19 protein-coding genes and 1 pseudogene are annotated in these 17,388 nt (G+C 59.4%); 10 read left to right on the top strand and 10 right to left on the bottom strand.

Annotated elements, in window-relative coordinates; translation table 11 throughout:
- Window positions 1-77: 77 nt before the first annotated feature.
- Window positions 78-581, top strand: a complete 504-nt coding sequence (locus PSH69_RS21515; protein ID WP_305409760.1) for a universal stress protein — start codon at window positions 78-80, stop codon at window positions 579-581.
- Between the two features lie 113 nt (window positions 582-694).
- On the top strand, window positions 695-1,669 hold the full coding sequence (gene cysB, locus PSH69_RS21510; RefSeq protein ID WP_007899921.1) for an HTH-type transcriptional regulator CysB: 975 nt from the start codon (window positions 695-697) through the stop codon (window positions 1,667-1,669).
- Window positions 1,670-1,682: 13 nt separating this feature from the next.
- Here the strand turns inward: cysB and PSH69_RS21505 are convergent, their stop codons facing one another.
- Both PSH69_RS21505 and PSH69_RS21500 read right to left on the bottom strand, forming a co-directional pair.
- Window positions 1,683-2,165, bottom strand: a complete 483-nt coding sequence (locus tag PSH69_RS21505) for a transcription elongation factor GreAB (protein ID WP_305409758.1) — start codon at window positions 2,163-2,165, stop codon at window positions 1,683-1,685.
- A 14-nt stretch (window positions 2,166-2,179) separates the two neighbouring features.
- Window positions 2,180-2,578, bottom strand: coding sequence for a hypothetical protein (locus PSH69_RS21500; protein WP_007939998.1), 399 nt, complete (start codon window positions 2,576-2,578; stop codon window positions 2,180-2,182).
- 124 nt (window positions 2,579-2,702) lie between these two features.
- Between PSH69_RS21500 and earP the strand changes: the two genes are divergently transcribed.
- A complete protein-coding gene (gene earP / locus PSH69_RS21495) occupies window positions 2,703-3,845 on the top strand; it encodes an elongation factor P maturation arginine rhamnosyltransferase EarP (protein ID WP_033051726.1) in 1,143 nt (380 codons plus the stop codon).
- 48 nt (window positions 3,846-3,893) lie between these two features.
- Window positions 3,894-4,463: an elongation factor P gene (locus tag PSH69_RS21490; RefSeq protein WP_007940000.1), complete on the top strand. Its 570-nt coding sequence runs from the start codon at window positions 3,894-3,896 to the stop codon at window positions 4,461-4,463.
- A 72-nt stretch (window positions 4,464-4,535) separates the two neighbouring features.
- On the opposite strand, the gene PSH69_RS21485 is transcribed toward PSH69_RS21490, so the two are convergent.
- From PSH69_RS21485 to PSH69_RS21475, 3 genes are all read right to left on the bottom strand, one after another.
- Window positions 4,536-4,955: an organic hydroperoxide resistance protein gene (locus PSH69_RS21485; protein WP_305409752.1), complete on the bottom strand. Its 420-nt coding sequence runs from the start codon at window positions 4,953-4,955 to the stop codon at window positions 4,536-4,538.
- Between the two features lie 290 nt (window positions 4,956-5,245).
- Window positions 5,246-5,707, bottom strand: coding sequence for a MarR family winged helix-turn-helix transcriptional regulator (locus tag PSH69_RS21480; protein WP_026286713.1), 462 nt, complete (start codon window positions 5,705-5,707; stop codon window positions 5,246-5,248).
- Window positions 5,708-5,776: 69 nt separating this feature from the next.
- Window positions 5,777-6,733, bottom strand: coding sequence for a LysR family transcriptional regulator (locus PSH69_RS21475; RefSeq protein WP_086944663.1), 957 nt, complete (start codon window positions 6,731-6,733; stop codon window positions 5,777-5,779).
- Window positions 6,734-6,842: 109 nt separating this feature from the next.
- On the opposite strand from PSH69_RS21475, the gene PSH69_RS21470 reads away from it, so the two are divergent.
- Window positions 6,843-7,592 (top strand): sulfite exporter TauE/SafE family protein, encoded by a 750-nt coding sequence (locus tag PSH69_RS21470; RefSeq protein WP_305409748.1) that lies wholly within the window; start codon window positions 6,843-6,845, stop codon window positions 7,590-7,592.
- Here PSH69_RS21470 and PSH69_RS21465 read toward each other — a convergent pair.
- The gene (locus PSH69_RS21465) at window positions 7,582-8,436 is read right to left on the bottom strand and encodes a LysR substrate-binding domain-containing protein (RefSeq protein WP_305409746.1); all 855 of its coding nucleotides are present in this window, start codon (window positions 8,434-8,436) and stop codon (window positions 7,582-7,584) included. The genes PSH69_RS21470 and PSH69_RS21465 overlap by 11 nt on opposite strands.
- 96 nt (window positions 8,437-8,532) lie before the next feature.
- Between PSH69_RS21465 and PSH69_RS21460 the strand changes: the two genes are divergently transcribed.
- Both PSH69_RS21460 and PSH69_RS21455 read left to right on the top strand, forming a co-directional pair.
- Window positions 8,533-8,748, top strand: coding sequence for a DUF1127 domain-containing protein (locus tag PSH69_RS21460; RefSeq protein WP_018930023.1), 216 nt, complete (start codon window positions 8,533-8,535; stop codon window positions 8,746-8,748).
- A gap of 64 nt (window positions 8,749-8,812) precedes the next feature.
- Window positions 8,813-9,103 (top strand): annotated as a pseudogene (locus PSH69_RS21455) (DNA glycosylase AlkZ-like family protein); the annotation flags it as partial.
- Between the two features lie 159 nt (window positions 9,104-9,262).
- Here PSH69_RS21455 and PSH69_RS21450 read toward each other — a convergent pair.
- A complete protein-coding gene (locus PSH69_RS21450; protein ID WP_007899909.1) occupies window positions 9,263-10,609 on the bottom strand; it encodes a class II 3-deoxy-7-phosphoheptulonate synthase in 1,347 nt (448 codons plus the stop codon).
- Between the two features lie 148 nt (window positions 10,610-10,757).
- Between PSH69_RS21450 and PSH69_RS21445 the strand changes: the two genes are divergently transcribed.
- Window positions 10,758-11,513, top strand: coding sequence for a spermidine synthase (locus tag PSH69_RS21445; RefSeq protein ID WP_007940010.1), 756 nt, complete (start codon window positions 10,758-10,760; stop codon window positions 11,511-11,513).
- Between the two features lie 57 nt (window positions 11,514-11,570).
- On the opposite strand, the gene PSH69_RS21440 is transcribed toward PSH69_RS21445, so the two are convergent.
- Window positions 11,571-12,362: a crotonase/enoyl-CoA hydratase family protein gene (locus tag PSH69_RS21440; RefSeq protein ID WP_305409745.1), complete on the bottom strand. Its 792-nt coding sequence runs from the start codon at window positions 12,360-12,362 to the stop codon at window positions 11,571-11,573.
- Between the two features lie 421 nt (window positions 12,363-12,783).
- On the opposite strand from PSH69_RS21440, the gene PSH69_RS21435 reads away from it, so the two are divergent.
- The gene (locus PSH69_RS21435) at window positions 12,784-14,457 is read left to right on the top strand and encodes a DEAD/DEAH box helicase (RefSeq protein WP_370695218.1); all 1,674 of its coding nucleotides are present in this window, start codon (window positions 12,784-12,786) and stop codon (window positions 14,455-14,457) included.
- A 109-nt stretch (window positions 14,458-14,566) separates the two neighbouring features.
- Here PSH69_RS21435 and PSH69_RS21430 read toward each other — a convergent pair whose 3' ends face one another.
- A complete protein-coding gene (locus PSH69_RS21430) occupies window positions 14,567-15,334 on the bottom strand; it encodes a class III extradiol ring-cleavage dioxygenase (RefSeq protein ID WP_305409744.1) in 768 nt (255 codons plus the stop codon).
- Between the two features lie 103 nt (window positions 15,335-15,437).
- On the opposite strand from PSH69_RS21430, the gene PSH69_RS21425 reads away from it, so the two are divergent.
- Window positions 15,438-16,091: a thiopurine S-methyltransferase gene (locus PSH69_RS21425; protein ID WP_305409743.1), complete on the top strand. Its 654-nt coding sequence runs from the start codon at window positions 15,438-15,440 to the stop codon at window positions 16,089-16,091.
- Window positions 16,092-16,224: 133 nt separating this feature from the next.
- Here the strand turns inward: PSH69_RS21425 and htpX are convergent, their stop codons facing one another.
- Entirely contained in the window at window positions 16,225-17,112 is an 888-nt protein-coding gene (gene htpX / locus PSH69_RS21420) for a protease HtpX (RefSeq protein WP_008075669.1), read from the bottom strand.
- Window positions 17,113-17,388 lie beyond the last annotated feature (276 nt).

Below are 17,388 nucleotides of genomic sequence, written 5' to 3'. Positions count from 1 at the left end.
TTGCGCCGGGCGCCGCACTCGCCACGGCACTGCTAAGCTGAATCAATCTCCGCCATGTTGGCATTCGAGGAGGTCATATGATTCGTTCGATGCTGTATGCCACTGACTTGGGTCTGTACGCACCATTGGTGATGCAGCATGCCTTGGAACTGGCTCGAACATTCAATGCCGACTTGTATGTGGTGCACGCGGTAGAGCCCATGGGGCTGTTTGCCGAATCCGTGTTGCAGAGCTATCTCGACGAGAAGGCCTTGAACGAATTTCACAGTCAGGGTCTGAACAATGTGATCGCCAATATTCAGCAACGGGTGCTCGACAACTTTCGCGAAGAGCTGGGGGATGAAGGAGTGCAGGATTTGCAGCGGATTCAGGCAGTGCGGGTGCTGCAGGGCGATCCGTCGCAAGTGATTCTCGACCAGGCGCAGAAACTCTCTGTCGATTTGCTGATCGTAGGGAGTCACAGCCATGGTGCTGGCGCGGAAACACCGTTGGGTCGAACCGCTGCGCGCGTGTTGCAACTGGCCAGGGTGCCGGTCTATCTGGTGCCGCTGGTGGAGCGTCGACGCAAAGGGGATCGCTAGAACACGAATAATGGCATTTTGACAAAAAAGTTCTAGATTTATTGGTCTAACCATTAATATAGTTATATACCGTCGCTGATGCCCGTGGCGTCTACCTGCTTTGAGGGATTCATATGAAGCTTCAACAATTGCGCTACATCTGGGAAGTGGCGCACCACGACCTCAACGTTTCTGCTACAGCCCAAAGCCTCTACACCTCGCAACCGGGCATCAGCAAACAGATTCGTCTGCTGGAAGACGAATTGGGGGTCGAGGTTTTCGCCCGCAGCGGCAAGCATCTGACCCGCGTTACCCCGGCCGGCGAGCGCATCATCACCACCGCCGGTGAGATCCTGCGCAAAGTTGAAAGCATCAAACAGATCGCCCAGGAATTCTCCAACGAGAAAAAAGGCACCCTGTCGATCGCCACCACCCACACCCAGGCGCGTTATGCATTGCCGCCGGTGATCAGCAATTTCATCAAGCAATACCCGGACGTTGCCCTGCACATGCACCAGGGTTCGCCGATGCAGATCGCCGAGATGGCTGCGGACGGCACCGTCGATTTCGCCATCGCCACCGAAGCCCTGGAGCTGTTCGGTGACCTGGTGATGATGCCGTGCTATCGCTGGAATCGCTGCGTGGTCGTGCCTCAGGGCCACCCGCTGACCAAGCTGTCGAAGCTGACCCTCGAAGCCCTGGCCGAATACCCGATCGTGACGTACGTATTCGGTTTCACCGGCCGTTCGAAACTCGACGAAGCCTTCAGCCACCGTGGCCTGACACCGAAAGTGGTGTTCACCGCCGCTGACGCCGACGTGATCAAGACATACGTTCGCCTGGGGCTGGGTGTGGGTATCGTGGCGAAAATGGCAGTCGATACCAAGCTCGATAGCGACCTGGTGGTGCTCGATGCCAGCGAGTTGTTCGAATCCAGTATTACCAAAATCGGTTTCCGTCGCGGCACTTTCCTGCGTGGCTTCATGTGCGACTTCATCGAGAAGTTCGCCCCGCATCTGACCCGCGAAGTGATGGCCAAGGCCATTCAGTGTCACAACAAACAGGAACTGGAAGAGCTGTTCGACGGCGTCGAACTGCCGGTCCATTAAGCGTCAACAGACGCTAGACCACCTCGGTGACAGCAAACTGTTGCCGAGCGCCCGCCACCAGAATCTCCACTTCATCCCCTTCGAACTTGCCCAGCAGGCTTTTACCCAGTGGCGAACGAGGGGTGATGACGGTAATCAGTTGCCCCACCAGATCAATCTTCAATCCGGCTGCGTCGGGGGCCAGGAACAGCCATTGTTCGCGACCCTTTTCGTCTTCCAGGCCGAGCAGGGCGCCGACCTCGATGCCGCGCCGCTCGTCATAAGGCCGCAGTGTCAGGTTCTGGCAAAGGGTCAATGACAGTTTGATTTCCTCCACTCGCCTGGCCTGCCCGGCCGCCAGATAAGATGCCTCCAGCCCCAGGGTGTCGTACTTGTTTTCGGCTATGTTTTCTTCGTGGGTCGCGGTTTCGTAAGCGGTTTGCGCGGCACGCTCGGCGATGTCGAGATCGATCCGCAGCTTGTCGATAATCAGTTGGTGGACGGTCGGCTTGTGCATAGAGAGCTTCATGATCAATCGCAGAATTGCAGGACGTTGGCGCGGCTTTTTTCGCTCGGCGCGGTCTGGTCCTGTTGCAGCCAGAACTGACATTTTGGATTGGCCAGATTGTGTTTGCTGCTTCTGGCCTGTTCCACCATTTGCTGCTGATCGTTCCTGCGCAGGTGTTCCTCGTACTGTTCGAACATCGGGTTTTGCGCAGCGGGTTGTTCAATCACCGGCGGCTTGGCCAGTTGCTCCACCGCCTGGGCCAAGGGTGCCAATTGCTCGTTGAACAACAGGCGCCAGGCGAGCCAGCAAGTCAGTGCGATCGCGATAAATCCCAGCCACAAACCGAGGGCGATGCTGCCGGTCAGTTGCAGCGCATTGAGCTGGATCGGCATGGAGCGGCGCGGGTGGGGACGGTAGGGCATGACTGCCTCCTGGCGGGTGGTCGCGGGCGAGTGGCGATTGTCGCACGAAGATTAATCGTCGTCGGCTCTTCTGCGCGGGGTAATTTATGCGGACAATCGGCGCTTTTGCCAACGGGAACCTGGAATGCCTGAAATGAAAACCCGCTGGGACATTTTTTGCACCGTGGTCGACAATTTCGGCGACATCGGTGTGACCTGGCGTCTGGCCCGCCAACTGGTGGCCGAACATTCAGTGACGGTGCGCTTGTGGGTCGATGACCTGCGGGCCTTCGAGCGGTTGTGTCCAGAAATCGACATCCACGCCACGCAGCAGTGGCAGCAGGGTGTCGAGGTGCGGCAGTGGTCAGCGCACTGGCAACCCACCGAAGCCGCAGATGTCGTTATTGCCGCGTTCGCCTGCCAGTTGCCGAGTGCTTATATGGAGGCCATGGCCGAGCGGGAAAAGCCGCCGCTGTGGATGAACCTCGATTATCTGAGCGCCGAAGACTGGGTCGTCGGTTGTCACGGCTTGCCGTCGGTGAAGTACAAGAACGTGCAGAAGTTCTTTTTCTTCCCGGGTTTTCGCAAGGGCACCGGTGGCTTGCTGCGTGAGAGGGGATTGCTCGAGCGGCGTCGGCAGTTTCAGCAAAGTCCCGAGGCTCAGCGAGAATTCCTGCAAGGCCTGGGGGTTGAACGCGCCCCGAATGCACAGCTGATCTCGCTGTTCGCCTACGAGAATAACGGGCTGGCCAGTTGGCTCGACGCCATGGCTGCCGACTCGACGCCCACTCATCTGTTGGTGCCCGAGGGGCGGATTCTCGGCGACGTCGAACGCTGGCTCGCAGTGGACGGGCTGACGGCCGGCGCGGTGCATGTGCGCGATGCCCTGACCGTGCAAGTGCTGCCGTTCGTCCGGCAGGATCAATATGACCTGCTGCTGTGGAGCTGCGATTTCAACGCCGTGCGCGGCGAAGATTCCTTTGTTCGCGCGCAATGGGCAGGCCGGCCACTGCTCTGGCACATCTATCGGCAGGACGAAGATATCCACCTGGACAAGCTCGACGCCTTCCTGACCCTGTACACCCAAGGCCTGTCCAAACCTGCTGGCGAGGCGATCAGCGGTCTATGGCGGGCATGGAATGCAGGTGAGACAATGGTCGAGCACTGGAAATCAACCCGCAAACATTGGCCGGAACTGGAAAAACATGCCGAGGCGTGGTGTCTGGAACAAGCCTTGCAGGCAGATCTTGCCGCAGCGCTGGTACAGTTTTACCTAAATTGGATATGATACGCGGCCTAGATTTTTGTAAATCCCATCCAAATTCGGATATTCGCAATGAAAACTGGTAAAGAACTGAAACCCGGTATGGTGATCCGTATCGACAACGATCCTTGGCTGGTTCAGAAAGCTGAATTCACCAAGTCGGGTCGTAACAGCGCGATCATGAAGACCAAGCTGAAAAACCTGTTGACCGGTTACAAGACCGAGACCGTTTACAGCGCCGACGACAAACTGGACGACGTGATCCTCGACCGCAAAGAAGCGACCCTGTCCTTCATCAGCGGCGACTCCTACACGTTCATGGACACCACTGACTACACCATGTACGAGCTGAACGCTGAAGACATCGAAGCCGTTCTGCCTTTCGTTGAAGAAGGCATGACCGATGTTTGCGAAGCGATCTTCTTCGAAGAGCGTCTGGTTTCCGTAGAACTGCCGACCACTATCGTGCGTCAGGTTGACTACACCGAAGGCTCCGCTCGCGGTGATACTTCCGGCAAGGTGATGAAGCCTGCCAAACTGAAGAACGGTACCGAGCTGTCGGTTGCTGACTTCATCGAAATCGGCGACATGATCGAGATCGATACCCGCGAAGGCGGTTCCTACAAAGGCCGTGCTAAATAAGCACTGCTTGAGGAATGAAAAAGCCCGACCATTGAGTCGGGCTTTTTTGTGGGCGCTGTTTCGTCCTTGGAGTCAGACGGTAACGTGCAGGCGCACATCGACGTTGCCACGCGTGGCGTTGGAGTACGGGCAGACCTGATGGGCGGCGTCGACCAGGCTTTGCGCATCGGCTTGTTCAAGGCCCGGCAGGTTGATGTTCAAGTCGATGTCCAGGCCGAAACCGCCAGGGATCTGGCCGATGCCGACATGGGCGGTGATCGAGGCGTCGTCGGGGATTTTGCGTTTGGTCTGGCTGGCGACGAATTTCAGCGCGCCGATGAAGCAGGCGGAATAGCCGGCGGCGAACAGTTGTTCAGGGTTGGTTGCCGCGCCGCCAGCACCGCCGAGTTCTTTCGGGGTAGCGAGTTTGACGTCGAGGACGTTGTCGCTGGAGATCGCACGACCGTCACGGCCGCCGGTGGAGGTTGCGATTGCGGTGTAGAGAGTTTGCATGGTGTGAGCCTCGTTTTGGATTGGGTGTTTCGCGCTAAATGTTTGCGCGCTAAGTAAGTTCGAAGTGAATCTAGCTCGCTAATATTTTGCGCGCAAGATAAATTTTTGAAAAAAATTGAGCCAGCCCATCACCTGGAGGTTCGATCAGGCGGGAGAGGCTTGAGATAGAGGCTTTCGTGCGGGATTTATGCGAAGTGAATTTTTTTGCGACGGAGAGGACGCCTTCGCGGGCAAGTCGGATCGCGAGCGGTGCGGCGATCCGACTTGCCCGCGAAGAGCGATAACGCGGTCTAAAGGCTGTCTTGCAGGTGGCTGCGCAGCTCCTGGAGATCCGCTTGCAGCTTCTTCAACTGTTCCAGCGTCTGCCCGCTGGCGCCGAGGATGCACTGCGGAATATCGCGTGCTTTGTCTCGCAGCGCATGGCCTTGCTCGGTGAGTTCGACAATCACCACCCGTTCGTCTTCGCGGCTGCGGGTGCGGCTCAGCAGGCCTTCGGCTTCCAGGCGTTTGAGCAGCGGGGTGAGGGAGCCGGGATCGGTCAGCAGTCGGCTGCTGATTTCGCCGACCGTCAATCCGTCCTTTTCCCACAACACCATCATTGCCAGGTACTGCGGATACGTCAGGCCCAGCGCTTGCAACAGCGGCTTGTAAACCTTGGTCATCAGCAACGAAGTGGAATGCAGGGCGAAGCAGACCTGATTATCCAGCAGCAGGTTATCGCAGTTGTCCGGGGTGTCGCGCTCGGTGTTCATTTCAAAGCCTTGATCAGTGATCGTCATGAATCTAGCGGGCGAATCTTTAATGCGCCAGATAATTATGGACTAGTGGCGGTCCAGGTTGGTTTGCAGCGCCAGATCCCACGGTGGGATGGGGCTGAAACGGGTCTTCAGGTATTCCAGCAGCAAGCGGCTACGCGAACTGGGCTGCTGCTCCAGGCGTAACGCATAAATACCGGTGCTTTCCGGTTTTGGCAGACCTTGTTCGCAGAACAGCGGCAGCAGTTCGCCGCGCAATAAATATTCACTGGCCAGCCAGGTCGGCAGATGCGCGACACCCAGCCCGGCCAGTGCGCCGCAGACCAGCGCCTCGGCGTTGTTGGCGCTCATGCGGATTCGCGCAGGCCGGTGCAAGTGCATCTGCCCATCCCGCTCGAAGCGCCAGGCGAACGGCGGAGCCAGGCCGTCCCAATCCAGGCCGTCGTGGTCGACCAATTGCGCCGGCTCGGTCGGCACGCCGCGGCGTTGCAGGTAATCGGGGCTGGCGCAGGCGATGCGCACCATGCTCGCCAGCGGCGTGGCCACCAGCCGGGTATCGGCCATTTGCCCGGCACGCAGTACCAGGTCGACCTTGCCCAGGTTCGAACCCTGCATGTCGACAAAGCTGTCGATCAGGTGCAATTGCACGTCGAGACCGGGGTAAAGGGTCAGGAAATCGGCAATCACCGGTGCCAGATGACGTCGTCCGAACGCTGCCGGCGCATCGACCCGAATCAAGCCTTCCGGCGCATTGCTCAGGGACACCGCTTCCGCCCGCGCCAGCCGCAGTTCCGCGACGATCCGCCGCGCGCGCTCGGCAAAGGCCAAGCCTGCCGGGGTAGCCCGCACCGCGTGGGTGCTGCGAATGAACAGCTGACTGCCGACGGCGCTTTCCAGGCTATCGATACGTCGCGCCACCGCCGATGGCGTCAGGGGATGACGGCGGGATGCAGCGGAAAAACTGCCGGTTTCCAGCACATCCAGAAACAGCCCGAGTTGTTCGGTCAATTGATTGGGGTTCATGGCTTCATCAACGCTTGTGCGAATTTGGCACAGCCATTGTGCGTTGCTATGCGTTTCCCTGCCAGAGCCGACTGCGTAGGATGAGCGGCCTGACAAGAGGAAACCGCCTGTGATTGAGTTCGTGATGTACCTGGTTTTTGGCGCCGCCATGGGCACCCTCGGCGGGCTCTTCGGCATTGGTGGCGGGTTGGTGGCGATTCCGCTACTGGGCGTGTGGTGCGGTCTCGATCAGCAGGTCGCCCAAGGCACGGCGCTGGTGATGGTGGTGCCGAACGTGATGCTGGCGCTATGGCGCTATCACCAGCGCAATCGCATCGAATTGCGTCATGCGCTGCCATTGGCTTCGATGGGATTCTGCTTCGCCTGGATCGGTTCGATCTGGGCGGTGGGCATCGATGCGCAATCCATGCGCGTGGGGTTTGTCGCGTTCCTGGTCGCGCTGTCGGCCTACAACCTGATGCGAATGTTCACCGCCACTGCGCCGGCGTCTTCACAGATGCATTATTCATGGCCGTGGCTGGGTGTGCTCGGCGCGGCTTCCGGGACCATGGGCGGGTTGTTTGGCGTGGGTGGGGCGGTGGTGGCCACGCCGGTGTTGACCAGTCTGTTCGGTACCAGCCAAGTGGTTGCCCAGGGCTTGTCGCTGGCACTGGCATTGCCGAGCACGGGCGTCACGTTGGCGACTTATGCGGTGCACCATCAGGTGCACTGGGCGATCGGTATACCGTTGGCGGTCGGTGGATTGATGAGCATCAGTTGGGGTGTGAGAATCGCCCACGCACTGCCGGAGCGGCTGTTGCGCGGGCTTTTCTGTGGGTTTCTGGTGTGCTGCGCGGTGATGCTCGCCTTTAAAGTTTGAAGCCTTCGACGATGTGCTCGGCCAGGCATTCGGTGATCGGCGAAGGGTTGTTCAGGTTGCGGATCAGCATGATGCTGGCTTCCGGTAACAGCGGCAGGTCTTCGTCGGCGCCAAGGATGCGCATGTCTGGCGTGATCAGGCTTTCCAGTTGCGCGGTGATCGCAAGCCCTGCACTGACCACGGCCATCAACGCCGACAGGCTGGAGCTGTTGTAGGCAATGCGATAATCGCGACCCATGGCGTCCAGCGCATTACACGCCCAGGCACGGCAGAAACAATCACTGTTGAACATCGCCAGCGGCAGCGGCGTCTGCTCGTGGGCGTTGAAGCATTGGGCCTCGGCCCAGACAAAACGCTCCTTGCGCAATAACTGGCCGATCTCGTTACCCGGCTCGCGGGTGACGATGGACAGGTCCAGGTCCTGGCGCTGCAACAGTTGCCGGGTTGATTCGCAATGAACCTCGATCTGGATCAGCGGGTAGAACTGCGCGAAGCGCGACAGGATGCCCGGCAGAAAGCGCATCACGTAATCGTCGGGCGTGCCGATGCGCACCGTGCCGACCATGTGCGGCTCGCGCAGGGTATTGAAGACTTCGCTGTGAAGTTTGAGTATGCGCCGCGCATAGCCGAGCAACACCTGGCCTTCGGCGGTCAGCTTGACCTGGCGCCCGTCGCGTTCGAACAGCTGGCGCTGCAACACGTCCTCTTCCAGACGTTTCATCTGCATGCTCACCGCCGACTGGGTGCGGTTGACCATTTCCCCGGCGCGGGTAAAGCCGCCCTGATCAGCGATCGCGACGAAGGTGCGCAGTACATCGGTGTCGATACTGGGGTAGGCGGACATTCATCAATCTCCGAGATGTATGCCATCAGAAACATTCGTTGGATTGATCTTAGCGCTGCGGCGAGACTGGATCCATCCCTAAAGGAGGGCTACACGATGAAAGGTCACAACGAGCATGTAACGGAACAAAAATTCTCAATCCACGCGGTATCCGATCTGCTGCACAAGTTTAGTCGCTGGTACGAACTTCACCGTGAACGTGAATTACTGGCGAGCTTGAGCGATGAAGCACTGAAGGATATCGGCGTGAGCCGCGCAGATGTGGAGCATGAGGCAGTAAGACCGTTCTGGGATGATCCGATGCACAAATGATGATGCCATCGCTACACAAACCGCTTTCGGGTGAGGTAGGTTGCGAGCAGACAAGGAGATGCTCATGCCCGCCACACTGTCCTTTTCCCTCAAACAGGCTCGGCGTCTGGCGCTGGCTGCCCAAGGGTTCAACGGGCGCCAGCCGCCGGCGGCGATCAAACCGGTTCAGCTCAACCGGCTGATCGAACGACTCGGCATTCTGCAGATCGATTCGGTCAATGCATTGGTGCGCTCGCACTACCTTCCCGTGTTTTCCCGTCTTGGCAATTATTCAACCGACTTGCTCGATCAAGCTGCCTGGAGTCAGGGCCGTCGGCGCACGTTGTTCGAGTATTGGGGCCACGAAGCTTCGATTGCCCGCGGGCGAGTGCGGCGAGGTTGCGGGGGGCATTGGTTCAAAGTGGCGGTGATTGAACTGGCGCCTTCGCGGGCAAGTCGGATCGCCGTACCGCTCGCTCCTACAAGAACGCGTGAACTGTAGGAGCGAGGCTGCCCGCGAAGGGCTCAACCGGATTTAACGCCGGACTTGCTTCAGGGTCTCTGCAATCAAAAACGCCAGTTCCAGCGACTGATCGGCATTCATCCGCGGGTCGCAATGGGTGTGATAACGATCCGACAACCCGTCTTCGGTAATCGGCCGCGCGCCGCCGATGCATTCGGTGACGTTCTGCCCGGTCATTTCGATGTGGATGCCGCCGGCATAACTGCCTTCCGCTTCGTGAACCTGGAAGAACTGCTTCACCTCGCCAAGGATCTGTGCGAAGTCGCGGGTCTTGTAACCGCTGCTGGCCTTGATGGTATTGCCGTGCATCGGGTCGGAGCTCCAAAGCACTTGCTTGCCTTCGCGCTGCACCGCGCGAATCAGCTGCGGCAGGTGATCGCCGACCTTGTTTGCGCCCATCCGCGCAATCAGGTTCAGGCGCCCCGGGTCGTTGTCCGGGTTGAGCACATCGATCAGGCGAATCAGGTCTTCAGGGTTCATGCTCGGGCCGACCTTGACCCCGATCGGGTTATGCACCCCGCGCAGGAATTCGACGTGAGCACCGTCCAGTTGACGGGTACGGTCACCGATCCACAGCATGTGGGCCGAGCAGTCGTAGTAGTCGTTGGTCAGGCTGTCGCGACGCACGAAGGCTTCTTCGTAGTTCAGCAGCAGCGCTTCGTGGGCGGTGAAGAAACTGGTTTCGCGCAGTTGCGGCGAGCTGTCCATGCCGCAGGCACGCATGAAGGCCAGGGTTTCATCGATGCGATCGGCCAGGTGGCTGTATTTCTCGGCCAGTGCCGAGTTGGCGATGAAGTCCAGGTTCCATTTGTGTACCTGATGCAGGTCGGCAAAGCCGCCCTGGGCAAAGGCGCGCAGCAGGTTCAGGGTCGCGGTGGACTGGTGGTAGGACTGCAGCAGGCGATCCGGGTCCGGCACGCGGCTTTTTTCGTCGAAACCGATGCCGTTGACGATGTCGCCACGGTAGGCCGGCAGCGTCACGCCGTTGATGGTTTCATCGTTGGCCGAACGGGGTTTGGCGAACTGACCGGCCATGCGTCCGACTTTGACTACCGGGCAACCGGCGGCGAAGGTCATGACGATTGCCATTTGCAGCAACACTTTAAAGGTGTCGCGAATTTTCGCGGCGGAGAATTCGGCGAAGCTTTCGGCGCAGTCGCCGCCCTGCAACAGAAACGCCCGGCCCTGGGTGACTTCGGCAAACTGACGGCGCAACTCCCGCGCTTCACCGGCAAACACCAGTGGCGGATAGCTCGCCAGGGTTTGCTCGACGTGCAGCAAATGCGCCGCGTCGGGGTATTGAGGTTGTTGCTGGATCGGCAGGGCGCGCCAGCTGTCAGGGCTCCAGGGTTGGCTCATCGCAGTCTCTAGTGTTTTACGCTCGGACGGTTATGTTATCAGCAATTAGTGCGTGACCTGCTCCCGTCGCTTCGCGGACAATCGCGCCTTTGCCGCTTTATGTTGCGGTTTATCGCGTTGCCGGGGCCGGTAATGATCAGGAGACGAAATGACTGAGGAGCGCGTCGAGCATCTGCTCGCCGAGGTACAGGATGAGTTCGGCGTGATTCGCGTGCTGGAAGTGGCCGATTACCGTTTTCTGGAGTTCGGTGACGCCATCGAACAGAGCTGCGTGTTCACCGCCGACCCTAGCTGGCTCGAGTACGATTACACCCGCGCGATGCTGATTGGTGCGCTGTGCCACGAGCAGCCGGAAAGCGCGCTGTTCCTCGGCCTTGGCGCCGGGACACTGACCCAGGCGTGCTTGAAGTTCCTGCCACTGGAAGATGTCGAAGCCATCGAGCTGCGCCCTGACGTACCGCGCCTGGCCATCGAATACCTGGGCCTGGATGACGATCCGCGGCTGTACATCCGCGTCGGCGATGCGCTGGAGTTGCTCGATACGGCTGAACCGGCCGATCTGATTTTCGTCGACCTGTATACCGATGTCGGGCCGGGTGTCGGGCACCTGGCCTGGAGCTTTCTGGAAAACTGTCAGAAACGCTTGAATCCGGGTGGCTGGCTGGTGATCAACCAGTGGGCCACCGACGACGGCAAGCCGTTGGGCGCAGCGTTGTTGCGCGGTCTCTATCACCGGCATTACTGGGAACTGCCAGTGAAGGAGGGCAATGTGATTCTGATCGTGCCATCGGAGCTGGATCAGGAGCTGGACATGGAAGGGCTGATCGCCCGTGCGGAAGGCCTGGCGCCGCGGTTGGGGTATTCGTTGCAATCGTTGATCAAGGATATTCGGCCGGCGACTTAATGCGATGAGGTCATCTGTGGCGAGGGAGCTTGCTCCCTCGCCACAAAAGCCGATCTGTCAGCAGCCTTTGAAGACGCCCGGCCGCTTCTCGATCATCGACCGCACACCCTCCTTGGCGTCCTCGCTGTTGAGCAGTTTCTTCACCAGCGGCGGCAATGCCTGGGCCGCAGCAATTTCACCCTCGTAGCGCGCCTGTCGCGCAGACATCAACGTCGCCTGAACCCCCAGCGGTGCCTGCCTCGCAATCCTCTCAGCCAACTCGATCGCCCGTGGCAGCAAGTCCTCGCTGGCCATGACTTCCTGCACCAGGCCCAGATGCAAGGCGTCATGTGCATCGAATTCATCGCCGGTGAGCAGCCAGCGCATGGCGTTGCCCCAACCGGCGACCTGATGCAGGCGCAAGGTGGCGCCGCCGAACGGGAGGAGTCCGCGCTGCACTTCCTTTTGGGCAAAACGGGTATTGCTGGCGCACAGGTTGATGTCGGCGGCCAGCATCAATTCGATGCCCGCGGTCAGGCAGTAGCCTTGCGCCGCGACAATCACCGGTTTGTTGACCCGGGGGCCGCCGAACACGCCCCAGGGGTCGCAGCCACCGGGCGGTGCCTGCCAGCCTTCGGCCAGGGCTGCGCCGGCGTTGACCAGGTCGAGCCCGGCAGTGAAATGCTCACCATGGCCGAACACCACCGCGACCCGCGCCTCACTGTCGGCTTCGAATTCGCCATAGGCCAGGCTGAGTGCATTGAGCAGGTCGAGGTCGAAGGCATTGCGCTTGGCCACCCGATCCAGGCCGATCATCAGGACATGACCGTGTCTTTCACGGGTGACACGACTGGGGCTGGGCTGATTCATGGAACATTTCCTCGGGCGGGAAGGGGGCGTCAGACCAAAGGTCTGCGTCGCAAGGGTGAACCGTTTTAGCGCCATCACCAGCAGGGCCGGGCCTTTGCAAAATAGACGGTTGTACGATTATCCGCAAAGCCCGTGACACAACGGCGTATGCCGGTTTTTTCCGATAAAAAAAGCTCCCTTTTTTGCCGAATTCCGGTATAGTGCGCGCCGGCCTTTAACCGGGCCGCGTTTAGGTAGCGCAATTCCCCGAAGCCAGCTTCGGCTGCACGTCCGCACCGCGGACTCTTCCTTGACGATTCTTTTCATTCATTCGTTTTCGCAAATCCCCGCCGACAAAGCTGCCAGGGCGACTCTTGAGTCTCAACACGGCATGCGCAGCTTTGGAGCATGGGTCTTTGCGGATGCACTTAGAGGCAGACCCATGACCCAGGAAATCGGCGGCTTCGCCGCTCTTGAACTTCACCCTAATATTGTCGCTGCAGTAGTCGCTACCGGCTATGAAGAGCCTTCGGCCATTCAGCAGCAGTCGATCCCGATCATTCTCGCCGGTCACGATATGATTGGCCAGGCGCAAACCGGTACCGGTAAAACCGCTGCCTTTGCCCTGCCGATCCTGCACCGCATTGATCCGTCCAAGCGCGAGCCGCAAGCTCTGATCCTGGCCCCAACTCGTGAGTTGGCGCTACAAGTTGCAACCGCTTTCGAAACTTACGCCAAGCAAATGCCGGGCGTAACTGTTGTGGCTGTCTACGGCGGCGCGCCGATGGGCCCACAATTGAAAGCAATCCGTAATGGCGCACAGATTGTTGTCGCCACTCCGGGTCGTCTGTGCGACCACCTGCGTCGCGACGAAAAAGTCCTGACTACCGTGAACCACCTGGTTCTCGACGAAGCGGACGAAATGCTCAAACTGGGCTTCATGGACGACCTGGAAGTTATCTTCAAGGCCATGCCGGAAACCCGTCAAACCGTATTGTTCTCGGCCACCCTGCCGCAATCGATCCGTGCCATCGCCGAACGCCACCTGCGCGATCCGAAGCACGTGAAGATCCAGAGCAAGACTCAGACCGTTACCGCGATCGAACAGGCTCACCTGTTGGTTCACGCTGACCAGAAGACTTCTGCCGTTCTCAGCTTGCTGGAAGTGGAAGATTTCGACGCCCTGATCATGTTCGTGCGCACCAAGCAAGCGACCCTGGACCTGGCCAGTGCCCTGGAAGCCAAAGGCTACAAAGCCGCTGCGCTGAACGGTGACATTGCTCAGAACCAGCGTGAGCGCGTAATCGAATCCCTCAAGGATGGCCGTCTGGACATCGTTGTGGCGACCGACGTTGCCGCTCGTGGCCTGGACGTTCCGCGTATCACTCACGTGTTCAACGTTGATATGCCGTACGACCCGGAATCCTACGTTCACCGTATCGGCCGTACCGGCCGTGCCGGTCGCGAAGGTCGTGCGCTGCTGCTGGTGACTCCTCGTGAGCGCCGCATGCTGCAAGTGATCGAGCGTGTGACTGGTCAGAAGGTTGCCGAAGTTCGTCTGCCGGACGCCCAGGCCGTTCTCGATGCCCGCATCAAGAAACTGACCAACAGCCTGTCGCCGCTGGTGGCTGATGCCGAATCGACTCACGGTGATCTGCTGGATCGTCTGACTGCCGATATCGGTTGCAGCCCGCGTGCCCTGGCCGCAGCCCTGCTGCGCAAGGCTACCAACGGTCAAGCGCTGACCCTGGCCGCGATCGAGAAAGAGCGTCCACTGGTGCCGAACAATGCACCGCGTGGCGATCGTCCAGAGCGTTCCGGTGATCGTCCGGACCGTGGTGACCGCGAGCGTCGTGCTCCGATCCCGCTGGCTGAAGGCCGTGCTCGTTGCCGTACCGCGCTGGGCGCGCGTGATGGTATCGCTGCCAAGAACCTGCTGGGCGCCATCCTCAACGAAGGTGGTCTGGCGCGTGAAGCCATCGGTCGCATTCAGGTGCGTGACAGCTTCAGCCTCGTCGAGCTGCCGGAAGATGGTCTGGAGCGTCTGCTGACCAAACTGAAGGACACTCGCGTTGCCGGTAAGCAGTTGAAGCTGCGTCGCTACCGCGAAGATTGATCTGCCCCCGGGCTGATTGATCGCACATAAAAAATCCCCGACTGGTTCGGGGATTTTTTTTGCCTGCTGTTTTGTGTCCGGCGTTTGAGCGGGGGCGGCGGTCGACTTATTAGCCGAAACGATAGATATCCATCCCCAGCGCCCCCATGGTGAACCCTTGGTGCACAATGCTGAACTCGCCCCCGGCCGCGCGGGCGAAGTACAGCGGTAGCAGATGTTCGTCACTCGGGTGGTTGCGCACCGCGTTCGGCGCTTGCTGGCGATAGTCGTGTAGCGCGGCTTCATCGTTCGCTTCGAGTTTTTCGATCATCCAGTCGCGGAACGCCTTGGCCCAGGGTTCGACGCTTTCCGGGCCGGCGTGCCAGTCCAGTTCGCGTAGGTTGTGGGTGATGCTGCCAGAGCCGATTAACAGCACGCCGCGCTCACGCAGGCTGGCCAGGGCATGTCCGACGCGGGTTTGTAGCGCCGGGCCGCCACGGGTGGGTAGCGAGACCTGCACCACCGGGACATCGGCCTGCGGGTACATCAACGACAAGGGGACCCAAACGCCGTGGTCGAAGGGGCGCTTGGCGTCGATGCGCGCAGGCAGGCCATCGGCTTTTAGCAGCTCGACAACCTCTGTCGCCAGTTGCGGGCTGCCGGGTGCCGGGTATTGCACCTCGAACAAGGCCCGCGGAAAACCGCCGAAGTCGTGCCAGGTTTCGGGTTGGGGGTTGCCGCTGACCAGCAATTCGCTGCTTTCCCAGTGTGCGGAAACGATCACGATGGCCTTGGGCTTGGGCATTGTCGCGGCCAGATTCGCGAGGGCCGGCCCACTGGCGCCAGGTTCCAGGGCCAGCATGGGGGAGCCATGAGAGATATACAGGCTGGGGAACATAATTGAGCTCCTGGGAGTAAGATGGCAGCATCTTCAGTCAGATCATTGATCTAAATCTAATATAAGTTTTAGAGTCTTTTGATCGAATTTTTCGGGGTTAATTATGCAGCCGGAGTTTTGGCACAAACGGTGGGCGTCGAATCAGATCGGCTTTCATCTGCCGGAAGTAAATCCCTATCTGCAACGGTTTTGGCCGCAACTGGGCCTTGATGAAGGTTCTCGCGTACTGGTGCCGTTGTGTGGCAAGAGCCTGGACCTGTTGTGGCTGGCGCACTGCGGTCATGAGGTGCTGGGTATCGAGTTGTCGGAAAAGGCCATCGAGGACTTTTTCAATGAGCATCAACTGGACCCGGCAATCAGCGACCAAGGGCCTTTCAACGTCTATCGGGCCGGGTCGATCGAGCTGTGGTGTGGCGATTTCTTCGAGTTGACGGCAGGCGATGTTGCCGATTGCAGTGCACTGTACGACCGCGCGGCGCTGATCGCGTTGCCGCCAGCGATGCGTGAGCAATACGCGGCTCATCTGATTCGGATTCTGCCGAAGGATTCTTTAGGGATTTTGATCACGCTGGATTACGACCAGATGCAAATGGCCGGGCCGCCATTTGCTGTGCTTGATGACGAAGTGCAACGGCTGCTGGGGGCTTCGTGGGGCCTGAAGATCCTGGAAGACCAGGATGTCCTGGGTGAGAGCTGGAAGTTTCTCGAGGCCGGTGTCACGCGGCTTGAGGAGCGTGTGTATCGGGTTTCCAGCTGATAAAGGCTGCTGATTATGCTGGCCTCATCGCCGGCTTGCCCGCGATGAGGCCCTGAAAAGCACCACACCACTTCGCAGACAAAAAAAGGCCTGCATTCACAGCGGGCCTTTTCTTTTAGTGCTGCGGAACCTGTCAGCCCCGACGACGCAGTGCGTCGATGCGTTCTTCCAGCGGCGGGTGGCTCATGAACATGCGGGCGAACCCTTGTTTGAGACCACCGTTGATGCCGAAGGCATTCAGGGTATCCGGCATATGCACCGGCAGCCCTTGTTCGGCACGCAGGCGCTGCAGGGCGCCGATCATTGCGCTGGTACCGGCCAGGCGTGCGCCGGCGTCGTCGGCGCGGAATTCACGCTTGCGCGAGAACCACATGACGATGGCGCTGGCCAGGATGCCCAGGACCAGTTCAGCGAAGATGGTCGCCACGTAGTAGGCGATACCCTGGCCTTCTTCGTTCTTGAAGATCACCTTGTCGACAAAGTTGCCGATGATTCGGGCGAAGAACATCACGAAGGTGTTCACCACGCCCTGGATCAGCGCCAGGGTGACCATGTCGCCATTGGCCACGTGGCCGATTTCGTGGGCCAGAACGGCTTTCACTTCATCCGGCGAGAAACGCTCGAGCAAGCCCTGGCTGACCGCGACCAGTGCGTCGTTCTTGTTCCAGCCGGTGGCGAAGGCGTTGGCTTCATAGGCCGGGAAAATCCCGACTTCGGGCATCTTGATCCCGGCTTCGCGGGACAGTTGCTCGACGGTTTGCAGCAGCCATTGCTCATGCCGGGTGCGCGGCTGGCTGATGATCTGGGTGCTGGTGCTCATTTTCGCCATCCACTTGGAGATGAATAGCGAGAACAGGGAACCGGCGAAACCAAAGACCGCACAGAAAATCAGCAGCTGATTGAGGTTGAGATCAACCCCGTTGGCCGCCATGAACCCGTTGAAGCCGAAAAGGCTCAGGGTGATGCTGGCAATCAGCACGACCGCCAGGTTAGTGGCCAAAAACAGCAAAATGCGCATCATGGTTGTAGAAATCTCCTCGTGCTAAAGATGTAGCGTACTGCGGGGTATATAAGGTGCTGCACCGGGCTATTCAACCGGGTGACTATTTCAAACTGTGTCCTACGGCAACAGTCTAGCTGCTTGAAGGGCATTTCCGACGTCGACATGGGAAACGGTTGTCAGCCGATTAGCTTCACAGGCCCCCGCCGTTGTTGGGCGTGGGCATGAAGCGTGTCGTCAGTCAGCGCTTGAAACAACGAGGCAGGGCAGGGCGCACAGAAGTGTTGCTGAATTAAT

Origin of the sequence: Pseudomonas sp. FP1740 (assembly GCF_030687165.1) — a bacterium.
Classification (GTDB): domain Bacteria; phylum Pseudomonadota; class Gammaproteobacteria; order Pseudomonadales; family Pseudomonadaceae; genus Aquipseudomonas.
The sequence above is the reverse complement of the archived record's forward strand: the minus strand, read 5'-3'. Positions and strand labels throughout refer to the sequence as shown.